Below are 12,074 nucleotides of genomic sequence, written 5' to 3' on the forward strand. Positions count from 1 at the left end.
CCGCCGTAGATATAAATCCCGGCGCACAGATCGGCTCGGGCGTGTTTTTCGACCACGCCACGGGGCTTGTCATCGGAGAAACGGCGATCATCGGCGATAACTGTCTGATCTATCAGGGCGTCACTCTCGGCGGCGTGAGCTTAGAGCACGGCAAGCGCCATCCAACGCTACAAAACGGCGTCGTAGTGGGCGCGGGGGCCAAAGTGCTAGGCAACATCACCATCGGCGAAAATTCCAAAATCGGCGCAAATTCCGTCGTCGTAAAGGACGTCGAGCCAAACTGCACCGCCGTGGGCGTGCCCGCTAGAATTTTAGGAAGCTGCTCGCATGAGCCTTTGGCGCATAATAAAATTCCCGATATCAGCCAGGAGCTTATCAAATATCTCATCAAGCGTATCGAAATTTTGGAAGAGTGTATCTGTAGCGGCAGAAAAGATATCGCCGCAATGGATGAGGATCTAAATAAATTCTACGAAGAGTATCTGAAATCATTAAAATAAAAGGCTTAAGGTGAAAAAAGCTCTATTTTTTACGATCTGTGCGATTTTATCGGCAAGCGGTAGCGATGCTAATAGCGCGAAAAATTCTGCGAACGATGCCGGAATAAATTTAGTAAAAAGCCTGTATAGCAAAAATGTATATTTCGGCGATCACAAAAATATCCTATCGGCTTCTTTCAAATCCGCGCTTATGCAAGATGAAGCATCTACCGGCGAAGGCGAGGTAGGCTGCTTGGACTACGATCCTGTGATTGCGGGCCAGGATGTCTGCGACGATGCGAAATATGATTTCGAACTAGCAGAGCGCGACACCATCGTAGTGACGCAGACCTGCCCCTACGGCACGCAGACGATAATATACAAACTCGTCCGTAGCGGAGGCGATTATAAAATCGACGATACCTACAACCAAAACCCGGATGGCGGCAGGGCTTTTAGCGTCAAAAATCAAATTTTAAATTGTCTAAACCAATCCAAGGAGAATAAATGAATCCGGTACTTTCTAATCGCGTAAAAATGCTCACAGAGAGCATCACGATAGCAATCAGCACGCAAGCTAAGCAGATGAGGGCACGGGGGCAAGACGTCGTCATTCTAAGCGCGGGCGAGCCTGATTTCGATACCGCCGAAGTCGCTAAAAAAGCGGTCATCGAGGCGATGGCTAAGGGTTGCGGCAAATATACGCCGATCTGCGGCACGCCCGAAATTTTAAATTTAATCGCGCAGAAGCTAAAGCGCGACAACGACCTAAATTACAGGCCCGATCAGATCATTACCAACGTTGGCGCCAAACACTCGCTATTTAACGCTTTTAGTTGCGTCGTCGATGATGGCGACGAGGTTATAATCCCTGCGCCCTACTGGGTCACCTACCCCGACATCGTAAAATTTTGCGGCGGCAAGCCGGTTTTTATAAACGCAAAGCCGCAAAACGGCTATAAAATCACCGCCGCAGAGCTTAAAGCCGCGATCACGCCGCGCACGAAGGCGCTGTGTCTTTTCAACCCGAGCAACCCCGCAGGCGCCGTGTATTCGCGCGAGGAACTACAAGAGCTTGCGGAGGTACTAAAAGGTACGGAAATTGTGGTGATCTCCGATGAAATTTATGAAAAGATCGTTTACGATAAAAAATTTGTAGCCGCGGCAAGTATCAGCGAGGATATGTTCGGGCGCACCGTGACGATCAACGGGCTAAGCAAATGCGGCGCGATGTGCGGTTGGCGCTTCGGATACACCGCGTGCGCAATCGACGAGCTAAATAAAGCGATGATCAGCCTGCAAAGCCAAAGCGTCAGCAACGTTGCAAGCATCGTCCAAGCGGGCGCGATGCCTGTGCTGCGGGGCGAGGCGGATGATTATATCGAAATGATGAGGCACGAATACCAGCGCAGACGCGATTTCGGCACCGACGCGATAGGTGCGATCCCTGGGCTTAGCGTCGTAAAACCCGACGGAGCGTTTTATCTATTCGTGGATTGCTCGCAGGTGGAGCCTGACAGCGCGAAATTTTGCACGCGAATGCTCGAAGAAGCGCTCGTAGCGACGGTACCTGGAGCGGGATTTGGCATGGACGGATACTTCCGCATAAGCTTTGCGTGCGGAATGGAGTTGCTAAAAGAGGGGCTCGCGCGCATAGAGCGGTTCGTAAAAAATTATCGCGGCTAGGCACGTGCTCATGATAAGTGGGATAAATTCCCACGGGTTTTTCATAGAAGATTGCGGCTAGACGCGACGGCAGAATTTTGACGTAAATTTAATGCAGCTAGGTAGCGAAATTTTACATAAATTTAATGTGGTGGCGGCAAATTTAGCGCGGTACAGCTTGGCCTAGTGCAAAAATTTAAAGCAAATCCAGTGCGACGCAATACAGAATTTAGCATAAATTTAGTGCGCCGCGGCGCAGCTCAGCTAGGAATTTAACGCGGTTGCGATAGCTAAGCACGATTAAATTTCGAGTCGCTTTATTCAAGAATGTTTAAATTTCACGCTGTTTTATTCAAATTCAAATGCGGCAAAATTTTACGCCGTTATATTACGGCGGACGCTACGTTTTGCGCTGCTTTACCGCTCCGATTTAAAATCTACGTTGCTTGCCGCTACCACGCTAAATTTAGCCAAACAGGGCAGTCGTACAAAATACGACGAACAAGACGAGCGCAACGAACACAACCTACGCCGCAGAGCAGAATATGTCGAACCAAAAAGCGCGCGGCGCAGATCGCAAACATGCTAAATTTTAAAATTTTACCGCGTCCGAGGCCTTGCACAATTTAAAACGCGATAAATTTTTATAATCCAGCAGACACTTGAGCCCTGGCGCATCAAATGAATTTTAAATGAAATTCTAACGCCGCCGCGCTATTTTATATTTTTATAAAGACTATTTTAGTAAAATCAGAGCTTTATGAGCGAAATAAAAATTTTAATCACCGACGAGGATCTGCGCGCCCCGAGGCGACTTTTGAGCAGGCGCGATAAGAAGCTAGCGCGCGAGCGAGCCCATCTGCGCGAGTTTCGCGTTTCGCGGGCGCTTAAGGCGCGCTTTAAAAAGCGCGGCAGATTTTGCATCTCGCACAAAAGCGCGGAAGGCAAAACGATCGTCGCCGTGGGTTTTGCGAGGCAAAAGTTCGGGCTCGATCTTGAAATTTTAAAACCGCGGGATTTTGCTGCAGCGAGCGAGTTTTGTTTCAACGCCTTTGAGCGCGAGCTTTTAGCGGCAGCAGACGAGAGCGAAAAGGCGCTCGTTTTTTATAAAATTTACACAATCAAAGAGGCGCTGATTAAGGCGCGAAGCCTGGGTTTTTACGCGCTTGCTCGCGTGGGGCTGGCGCGCGGCGCAGATGGAGAGGCTTTGGCACTTGATGAGCGCGGCAGGGCGTGGCCCTACAAGAGCTATATTTTGGAGGGCGAAATTTTGATTTCGCTCGTTTTTAGGGAGAATTTTTGAGACCTGTTTATCATTTTTACGCTATTTCTAAAACGGCTTTCATTCTGCTTTGCGCCGCGTTTTTTATAGGCGGATGTGCGCGCAAGGCGCCCGAGCAAATAGCGGAATTTAGCCAAAAGCAGTTCATCCTAACTGATCCTAACGGCGTAAAAAGCAGAGCCCTGATCTCAAAAATTTCACCCACAAGCGGCGAGGAGAGCCGCTACAAGCTCGTCTGGCTCGATATGCTAGGCGCGCCGATCGCACGTAAAATTTTATCGATCACGGGCGGTGAGGCTAAATTTCGCAACGACGGCTTCCTGCCGCCCGATTCGCAAAGCGAGCGAGTATTCTTAGCCCTGCTTGAGAATGCGGATAAAGCGAATTTCACCATAAACGCAAAGGGGCGCCGATATGACGCAGTATCTAAGTAGCCCCGGGCTCATCTGTGCGGGCGCAAACAGCGCCGCAGAGCTTTTTAGCGCGCTGTGCGAAAAAAGATCCGCGCTGCAAAAGCTTAGCGTCTGCGGTAAAAATTTCATCTTCGGGCGCGTGGATACGCCGCTGCCGCAGATCAAAGATCGCGCCTACGCCACGCGCACGAACGCTCTGGCGCTTTATGCCTGCCTCGGCGTGCAGGGGCAGATCGAGCAAGCCGTGCAAAAATTCGGCGCGCACCGCGTAGGCGTGGTGTTTGCGACCACCAACACCGGCGTGCAAGAAAACTATGCGGAATTTTTCGCCTGCGGCAAAGACGCAGGAAATTTTATCTCGCAAGACGGCGAAAATCCCGCTCCGTGCAGTGAAATTTCTACTGCAAACGGCGAAAATTTCGCCAAAAATTCGAAAGCCGCAAACGATAAATTTAAAAACTTCTGCTTCGAGCGCAACTCCCACGCAAACCCCGCAAATTTTATCCGCGAACGCTTCGGACTAAAATCCGTCGCGATCGGAGTTTCGAGCGCCTGCACCAGCGGAAACAAAGCTCTGATAGAAGCTTCGCGCCTCATCTGCGCGGGACTTTGCGACGCGGTCGTATTCGGCGGCGCCGACGCATTAGACGAGCTCACGCTGCAGGGATTTAGCGCGCTTGAAATTTTAAGCGAGCAGCCGCTAAAGCCGTTTTCAGAGGCGCGATCAGGCACAAATCTAGGCGAGGGAGCCTGCGCATTCGTGCTTTCGCGCGAGTGCATAAGCGATGTTGCGCTTTTGGCTCACGCCGCAAACTCCGACGCCTACCACATCACCAAGCCCGATCCCGGCGCGCGCATGCAGATCAAAGCGATCAAAACCGCGCTAAAATCGGCGCAGCTACAAAGCGTGGACTACGTCAATCTGCACGGCACCGGCACTGCGGCCAACGACGCGATGGAGGCCTTAGCTATGAGCACCGCCCTACCCTTAGCGCCCGCAAGCTCGTCCAAATGGGCGACCGGACACACCCTGGGCGCAGCGGGAGCGATCGAGCTTGCCGTGTGCTACGAGGCGATCAAACAAGGCGTGATCCCGCCAAATTTTACAAACGATAAAATTTGGCGCGGCTCGGAGGCTGAAATTTTTCGTGGCGCGCAGGCGCGGCACGGCTCGAACGATGAAATTTTAAACAGCGCAAGCGATCAAATTTTATGCAGCTCGGGCAGTGAAATTCTGCAAAACGCGCAGAGTGAAATTTCAAAAAGCAGCGCGGATGAAATTTTGGCTGCGTCTAAAGCTTTGCAAGGCGCGGACGATAAAATTTTAAAAAGCGACGCGGATCAAACTTCGCAAACGAGCGAAATTCCAGCGGCGCTATCTAAATTTAATCTCGCGTGCGAAGCAAAAAAAGCGCGCGTAGATACCGCGATGAATCTAAATTTTGCTTTCGGCGGCGACAACGCCGTAACCATAATAGGACGAGTATGAGAGCCTCTAGCATCCTACCGCAGAGCGGATATATGGTCTTCGCGGATGAAATTTTAGAGATTAGCGACGGGTATGCGAGCTGCGCGTTTAGCGTTAAAGAGGACTCGCCGTTTACCGAAGACGGCGAGCTCGGCAGCTACGCGTATATGGAGATTATGGCGCAGTGCATCGGCGTGTATTCGGGCTACAGAAACGACGGCGAGGCGAGGCTTGGGTTTTTGCTGGGAGTGCGAAACCTGGATATTTCGCGCGCAAGCTTAAAATTGGGCGAGCGCGTGATTACGACGGCGAAGCAGAGCGTGGGCGACGGCGAGGGGCTATATATCTTCGATTGCGAGATCCGCTGCGGCGGCGAACATATCGCAAGCGCCACGCTTAGCGTAATGCGCGCGAGCGACGAAATGATAAAGAGTATAAATGGCTAAGAGAATTTTAATTACCGGAGCAAGCGGCGGTATCGGCGAGGCGTGCGCGTTAAATTTAGCGCAAAAGGGCTATGGCTTGGCGTTAAACGGGCGTAATGAAGCGAAGCTAAAAAACGTAGCGAAACGCTGCTTGGACGCAGGTGCGGCGGAAGTTCAAATTTTAAAATTTGACGTCGCAGACACTGCCGCGGCGCAGGAGCGTATCGAAGCAGACATAGAGGCAAACGGCGCATACTGGGGCATCGTGCTAAACGCGGGCATTACGCGAGACAACTCCTTCGTGTGGTTTGAGCGCGAGGATTGGCAAAGCGTGATAGATACGAATTTAGGCGGGTTTTATAACGTCCTAAAGCCCGCACTGATGCCGATGATCCGCGCCAAAAAGGGCGGGCGTATCGTCGTGATGAGCTCGGTTAGCGGAATTGCCGGCAACCGCGGCCAGAGCAACTACGCCGCTAGCAAAGGAGGCCTAATCGCCGCGGCAAAATCGCTAGCGATAGAACTTGCAAGCCGCAAGATCACGGTAAACGTCGTAGCTCCTGGGCTCATCAAAACGGCGATGAGCGAAGGTATAAACGAAGCCGCAAGCGAGCAAATTTTAAGCGCGATTCCGCTAGGGCGCATCGGCGAGCCGAGCGAGGTGGCGCATTTGGTGGAGTTTTTACTAAGCGAAAATTCCGCATATATCACAAAAGAGGTTATTAAAATAGACGGTGGATTATGTTAAATAGAGTAGTTATTACGGGTTTTGGCAACGTCTGTGCATTCGGGCGGGACTGGGCGAGCATCAAGCAGAATTTGGCGCAGCAAAAAAGCGCCGTAGTTTATATGAGCGAATGGGATATTTTCGGCGAGGAGCTAAACACTAGGCTTGGCGCGCCGATACCAAACTACGCGCCGCCTGCGCACTGGAGCCGCAAAGATACCCGCTCGATGGGCAAGGTAGCGATGCTTGGCGTAGATGCCGCGGGTAAAGCTCTGGCGGATGCTAGGCTTTTAGAGGATGAGCGCATAAAGGACGGTCGTATGGGCGTCGCGGCGGGTAGCTGTAGCGGCGATGCAAAGGCTACTGGCGAAGTCGTAGATATTTTGCACGGCAAGGATAGCACCTTCAACGCCAACTCCTACGTCAAGATGATGCCCCACACCGTCGCTGCGAATATCGCGATCTACTACGGACTAAAAGGCAGACTCATCCCCACCGGCTCTGCGTGCACGAGCGCGTCTCAAGCGATCGGATACTCATACGAAGCGATAAAATTTGGCCTGATAGATATGATGCTGGCAGGCGGCGCAGACGAGCTGCACCCAAGCCAGGCGTTCGTATTTGACAAGCTCTACGCGACAAGCTGTAAAAACGACACCCCTACCCTCAGCCCCGCGCCGTTTGATATAGCGCGCGACGGGCTGGTTTTGGGCGAAGGCGGCGCCATATTCGTGCTGGAAAGCCTCAGAAGCGCACTTGCGCGCGGCGCTAAAATTTACGCCGAGATAGTGGGCTTCGGCACGACCTGCGACGGCACGCATATCACCCGCCCACAGAGCGAAACTATGCGCGCGGCGATGCAGTTGGCGCTCAAAGACGCCGCCATTTCGCCGGATCTCATCGGGCACGTAAACGCCCACGCCACGGCGACCAGACAGGGCGATATCGCAGAATCTACGGCGACGCATGAAATTTTCGGCTCGCAGACGCCCGTGAGCTCTTACAAGGGCTATTTAGGTCATACTTTGGGCGCGTGCGGAGCACTGGAGAGCTTCATCTCGGTGATGATGATGAACGAGGGGCTGTTCTATCCGAATCTAAATTTACAAGCTATCGATCCGGAATGTGCGCCGCTTAGATACCTCACGCAGCCGCAGGAGATAAAGACGAATTACGTCATGAATAATAACTTCGCTTTCGGCGGCGTAAACACCTCTTTGATTTTTAAAAAATTTATCGACTAAAGGAGAGAAAATGAAAAAATTTCTATTTTTCGCAGTTGCGGCGCTTTTCGTCGCTAATGCGGCTTATGCCAAAAACGACATCGTGCGCTTCCCTATCGCCGCGGCACTCGCAGAGCCCGACGCTAAAGCCAAGCTTGATCCGAACATAAAATTCTACTTCGGCAACAAATCCGCAGGCAGAAAGATCACGCAGCAGCTAAGCTCGAATAAAAAAGCAAACGGCGTCGGCAAGAGCGATCAAGCCGCATGCAACCGCGCGTTTTTATCGGCGCTACTTAGCTTTCAAGATCGCGCCAAAAAAGAGGGCGGCAACAAGGTCGTCAATATCACGAGCTACTATTACAAAAACGTTTTCGTGAGCGACAAAGAGTTTGAATGCGGCGTAGGCTCGATAATGAGCGGCGTCACGCTAAGAGGCTATATTGCAAAATAAACTAAGCTTCGGCGTAGCTTACGCAAGCGCGATAATTTCGGGCGAGCCGGCGGAATTTTATAAAAATTTCGCCGCTTGCTTGGACGGAATTTCTGAAGTAAATTTAGGCGGAAATTCCGATCTCGCTTGTGATGCAAATCAAAATTTTACGTATGATTTAGCGTTAAATTCTACGCAAGATTTTACAAATATTCCAGGTTGCGAGCAGAATTCTACAAATCTCGCAAATTTTGCAGCGTGCGAAAATGGTGAAAGCGTGGGGCGCGACCTTGCCGCAGAAGGTCTTTATAAAAATTATGCCAAGCTCGACTCGGAGCGGAGATTAGATAGTGAAGCGAACGGGTCTAAATTTAGCGTCTCGCGAGATTTCGATTGCAGCTCTGAGGAGACGGCGGAGATTTATAAAAATTTCGTCGCCTGCGAGGATGAAGCTTTACAAAAAAGCTCTGGAGAAAATTCAGAAATTTCTACCCACGCTCGCTTAAAAGAGGAAATTTTAGCCTTGGAGCCTTTAAAGAAAAAGCCGGCTCTTGAGCACATTCCGCCGTTACAGCGCCGCCGCTTGGGGCTCGGGGCAAAACTTTGCATCTCGCTTTTAGGCGAAATTTCTCAAAACGCGCCGCAGAGCTTAGCCGATAAGAGCTCCTTAAATTCCGTTCCGCAAAATTTAGATTTGGATAAAAACCACGCCGCTGTGCAAAACCCACCGCCGCAGGATTTTGCAAATGAAAATTCTTTAAATTTTATGCCGCAAAATTTAGATTCGGCGCCGCAGGATTTTGCAAATGAAAATTCCTTAAATTTCGCGAGGCAAAATTCCAAAACAAACGAAAGCTCGGGAGCCTGCGATCATGCGATGCAAAGCTCCGCAACGCAGCGCGAAAGGATGCCGCTCGTCTTTTGCTCGCGCCTAGGCGAGATCAACCGCTGTTTTAGCCTGCTCGGCTCGATGGACGAAAGCATCTCGCCTTCGAGCTTTTGCGTCAGCGTACTCAACGCGATCGCGGCGCAAAATGCGATTTTTACGCAAAACCATGCCGAAATTTCGACGATCTCCGCGGCGTGCGCGCTCGAAAACGGCGCAATAATCGCGGCTGCAAGGCTGAAAGAAAGCGCAGGGGAGTTCGGCTCCGCGCAGGACGCAAACGAAGCAGGCAAAAACGGCGAATGCAAGTCGGATAACGATAAAATCGCCCTGCTCTGCTATTTTGAGGAGGTAAATAACGATTATCTGAAGCGCTGCGACTTCGCCTGTGCCCTACTTCTGGTGCTTCAGCGCGGAGATGACGTGCAGATCGAAATTTCGCCGCACGTTGCGGACGCGACGGCGCAGAGCCTAGAGCCGCAAAATCCGAAACCGCGAGCCGAGAATGAAATTTTACGAAGTTTTAAAGAGGGCGGCAAAATCCCGCTAGATACCGCGGTGGAATTTTTAGCTAAAATCCTCTCCGGCAAGCGCGAATGGCGCAGCAGCGACGGGGTTTTGGACTATCTTTGGCGCGCCAAAGATCCAGCCAAAATCGCAGCTTTTTTAAGGCAAGATCGTGAGCACTAAAATAGTAAAATTTTATCGCATGAGCAAGCGCAGCGAGACGAGCAAATTTGATCAAAATCTCAGGCTACGCGGAGCCGCAAAGGCGCGAACGACGAGCTTTAAATTTAGCCGCTCCGCCAAACGCGGATATAGTGAAAGTTTTAAATTTAGCCGCGCCATCAAACACGAGCTCGCCCAAACGGCGCATCTTAAAAGCACGCCGAAAGGGCGCGCGCCGTGCGCCCCCAAATCGCGTTGCAGTAAGGCGCGCTACGAAAATACGCCGCCGAGGCATACGCAACGAACCCAAAAAAATCCACCTAAACGGTGCGAGTTGCGAGCTATAAAAATTTTACTGCAGCGGCGCGTAGAAAACACCGCACAATTCCGCTATAAAAACAGGTGCGGCGAGCCGAAACAGTACGCGCGGCGGGCTGTAAATTTTATAAATTTAGCAGAACAAAGTTTGCGCTACGAGTTTAAATTTAGCCGCGCGATGAACCGAGTAGCCGCTCGGGCAAGATGCGCACGGCAAGGCGGTTGCGATGAATTTTAAATTTAACTGCGCCGCGAGCTATAAATTTAACCAGACGGCGCGTCGTATGGCGGCGTCAAAACACCGCATATGGCGCTTCGCAGAAATTCTATCGCAATGGCGCGCGTGGCAAACCGCTGAAATTCTACCGCAACGATATGTGCAGCAAAAGATAGAAGCTCCATCGCAGCAATACGCACGACGAAGCGTGCGGCAAGCTACGGAAATTTCACCAAGGCAGCACATGCCGCAAACGGTAAGAATTCTACAAAAATGCAGTTTGCCGTGCGCCGCAAAAATTCCATCGTTTCGGCATATGCACGGCGCCGAGATCGACTCCGCTCAGACCATGAAAATTCTATTGCTTCGGCACACATCGCAAGGCGAAATATCGCGCGCAGAAAATCGCGAAAACTACGCTGCGATGCGGCAGGCGGCAAGCCGTAGAAATTTTATCGAGATCGCGCGCATGATGAGCCATCAAATCCCCGCCGAGAACCACAAAATCATCGCCGAAAGCTGTAAAATTCTCATCGAGAGGCATAAAATCCCCGCCGAAAGAGGCGTCGCGCGATGAAGCAGTTAAATCCGCTAAGGCGCAAGCTTAAACAGATCGGCATCGCGTTATCCTTCGCAAGCTTCGGCGCGCTGTGTATGTTAGGCAACCTACTCTTCCTCCCCGTAGCGCTACTACGGCTAAACCGAATAGAGGTCGTGCGAAATTTCGTGCGCGATTTCATAATGATCTCGTGGCGCATATTTTTGCTGCTCGCGCGACTTTACGGCAGCATCGGCGTGAGCTGGCGCTACACGCTCCCGCCTAGCGGCGCTCTCATCATCGCAAACCACCCTAGCCTGCTCGACGTGGTGATCTTTTTAGCTCACGTGCGACGCGCAAACTGCGTAGTCAAGGAAAGCCTGTGCAAAAACCCTTTCCTCTCCGCCGCCATCGCAGCTGCGGGCTACATCCCAAACACCGGCTCGGAAGCGATGATAGATGCGTGCCGAAGCGCCCTTGCGCGAGGAGAAAGCCTAATCATCTTCCCCGAGGGCACGCGCACCGCGGATCGCATCGCCATGCACAAAGCGGCGTTTTACATCGCGATAAATTTCGCAAAAAGCATAAACTGCGTCGCGATAAAAATGGATCCTAAAAGCCTAAAAAAAGGACAAGTATGGTACGATACGCCCGAGGTTCGGATGAAATACGACCTCTACGAGCTGTGCGCGCTGGATCTAACGGGCTTTGAGCCGGATCGCCCAAACCCGATCCGAGTGCGCAAACTCTACGAAAAAATATCAAATCTATATGAAAAGGAGAAGCTGTGAACGAAGAAATTTTGGAGCTTAAGGAGCTGATCATTTCGGGGCTGAACCTCGAAGACGTAGCGCCGGGCGACATAAATGACGATGAGCCGCTTTTTGGCGACGGGCTCGGGCTCGATTCGGTCGATGCGCTGGAGCTCGGGCTTTTGGTGCAGAAAAAATACGGCATCGTGCTTAACTCAAAAACCCAAAATTTAAAGCAAATTTTCTCATCCGTTGCGTCTTTGGCGCAATACATCGCCGAAAATAGGAGTAAAAATGAGTAAAGATGAAATTTTTGAAATTTTAAAAAAGGCGCTCGTGGAACTCTTCGAGATCGACGAGAGCAAGGTTGTGCCTGAGGCTAAAATTTACGAGGATCTGCAGATCGACAGCATCGACGCGATCGATCTGGTCGATTACGTCAAGAAAAACACGGGCTATAAGCTGATGCCCGATGATTTTAAAAACATACAAACCCTTGGCGACATCGTGGATGCCGTAGCGGCGAAGCTCGATCAAGGCGCGAGCGTGGAAACTACGGGCGGCGAGAGTTAAATTTCG

General features: G+C 51.4%; 16 protein-coding genes. All 16 read left to right on the forward strand.

Features of this window, described 5'->3' with window-relative positions; all coding sequences use genetic code 11:
• On the forward strand, positions 1-500 hold a 500-nt coding region (epsC, locus tag Q0438_RS03550; RefSeq protein ID WP_299187450.1), incomplete at its 5' end, for a serine O-acetyltransferase EpsC.
• Between the two features lie 10 nt (positions 501-510).
• The gene (locus Q0438_RS03555) at positions 511-990 is read left to right on the forward strand and encodes a hypothetical protein (RefSeq protein WP_299187452.1); all 480 of its coding nucleotides are present in this window, start codon (positions 511-513) and stop codon (positions 988-990) included.
• Complete coding sequence (locus Q0438_RS03560) at positions 987-2,165, forward strand: pyridoxal phosphate-dependent aminotransferase (RefSeq protein WP_299187454.1); 1,179 nt, start codon at positions 987-989, stop codon at positions 2,163-2,165. Before Q0438_RS03555 ends, Q0438_RS03560 begins: the two co-directional genes overlap by 4 nt.
• Before the next feature lie 739 nt (positions 2,166-2,904).
• Positions 2,905-3,447 carry a 4'-phosphopantetheinyl transferase superfamily protein gene (locus tag Q0438_RS03565; RefSeq protein ID WP_299187456.1) on the forward strand — a complete coding sequence of 181 codons (543 nt, stop codon included), beginning with the start codon at positions 2,905-2,907 and terminating at the stop codon, positions 3,445-3,447.
• Positions 3,444-3,860 carry a hypothetical protein gene (locus Q0438_RS03570; RefSeq protein ID WP_299187458.1) on the forward strand — a complete coding sequence of 139 codons (417 nt, stop codon included), beginning with the start codon at positions 3,444-3,446 and terminating at the stop codon, positions 3,858-3,860. Before Q0438_RS03565 ends, Q0438_RS03570 begins: the two co-directional genes overlap by 4 nt.
• Positions 3,841-5,328: a beta-ketoacyl synthase N-terminal-like domain-containing protein gene (locus Q0438_RS03575; RefSeq protein ID WP_299187459.1), complete on the forward strand. Its 1,488-nt coding sequence runs from the start codon at positions 3,841-3,843 to the stop codon at positions 5,326-5,328. The genes Q0438_RS03570 and Q0438_RS03575 overlap by 20 nt, the downstream gene beginning before the upstream one ends.
• Positions 5,325-5,753: a hypothetical protein gene (locus Q0438_RS03580; protein ID WP_297959609.1), complete on the forward strand. Its 429-nt coding sequence runs from the start codon at positions 5,325-5,327 to the stop codon at positions 5,751-5,753. The genes Q0438_RS03575 and Q0438_RS03580 overlap by 4 nt, the downstream gene beginning before the upstream one ends.
• The gene (gene fabG, locus Q0438_RS03585; RefSeq protein ID WP_299187461.1) at positions 5,746-6,480 is read left to right on the forward strand and encodes a 3-oxoacyl-ACP reductase FabG; all 735 of its coding nucleotides are present in this window, start codon (positions 5,746-5,748) and stop codon (positions 6,478-6,480) included. Before Q0438_RS03580 ends, fabG begins: the two co-directional genes overlap by 8 nt.
• Positions 6,474-7,703 (forward strand): beta-ketoacyl-ACP synthase, encoded by a 1,230-nt coding sequence (locus Q0438_RS03590; protein ID WP_299187462.1) that lies wholly within the window; start codon positions 6,474-6,476, stop codon positions 7,701-7,703. The genes fabG and Q0438_RS03590 overlap by 7 nt, the downstream gene beginning before the upstream one ends.
• Before the next feature lie 10 nt (positions 7,704-7,713).
• Positions 7,714-8,136 carry an excinuclease ABC subunit A gene (locus tag Q0438_RS03595; RefSeq protein WP_299187464.1) on the forward strand — a complete coding sequence of 141 codons (423 nt, stop codon included), beginning with the start codon at positions 7,714-7,716 and terminating at the stop codon, positions 8,134-8,136.
• Positions 8,126-9,691 (forward strand): beta-ketoacyl synthase chain length factor, encoded by a 1,566-nt coding sequence (locus Q0438_RS03600; RefSeq protein ID WP_299187466.1) that lies wholly within the window; start codon positions 8,126-8,128, stop codon positions 9,689-9,691. The genes Q0438_RS03595 and Q0438_RS03600 overlap by 11 nt, the downstream gene beginning before the upstream one ends.
• Positions 9,681-10,226, forward strand: a complete 546-nt coding sequence (locus Q0438_RS03605) for a hypothetical protein (protein WP_299187468.1) — start codon at positions 9,681-9,683, stop codon at positions 10,224-10,226. Before Q0438_RS03600 ends, Q0438_RS03605 begins: the two co-directional genes overlap by 11 nt.
• Positions 10,216-10,782, forward strand: coding sequence for a hypothetical protein (locus tag Q0438_RS03610; RefSeq protein WP_299187470.1), 567 nt, complete (start codon positions 10,216-10,218; stop codon positions 10,780-10,782). The genes Q0438_RS03605 and Q0438_RS03610 overlap by 11 nt, the downstream gene beginning before the upstream one ends.
• Positions 10,779-11,534, forward strand: a complete 756-nt coding sequence (locus Q0438_RS03615) for a 1-acyl-sn-glycerol-3-phosphate acyltransferase (protein WP_299187473.1) — start codon at positions 10,779-10,781, stop codon at positions 11,532-11,534. Before Q0438_RS03610 ends, Q0438_RS03615 begins: the two co-directional genes overlap by 4 nt.
• Positions 11,531-11,797, forward strand: a complete 267-nt coding sequence (locus Q0438_RS03620; RefSeq protein ID WP_177388711.1) for a phosphopantetheine-binding protein — start codon at positions 11,531-11,533, stop codon at positions 11,795-11,797. The genes Q0438_RS03615 and Q0438_RS03620 overlap by 4 nt, the downstream gene beginning before the upstream one ends.
• Entirely contained in the window at positions 11,790-12,068 is a 279-nt protein-coding gene (locus tag Q0438_RS03625; RefSeq protein WP_295152246.1) for an acyl carrier protein, read from the forward strand. The genes Q0438_RS03620 and Q0438_RS03625 overlap by 8 nt, the downstream gene beginning before the upstream one ends.
• Positions 12,069-12,074 lie beyond the last annotated feature (6 nt).

The sequence above is a fragment of the uncultured Campylobacter sp. genome, assembly GCF_938030785.1.
Lineage (GTDB): Bacteria > Campylobacterota > Campylobacteria > Campylobacterales > Campylobacteraceae > Campylobacter_B.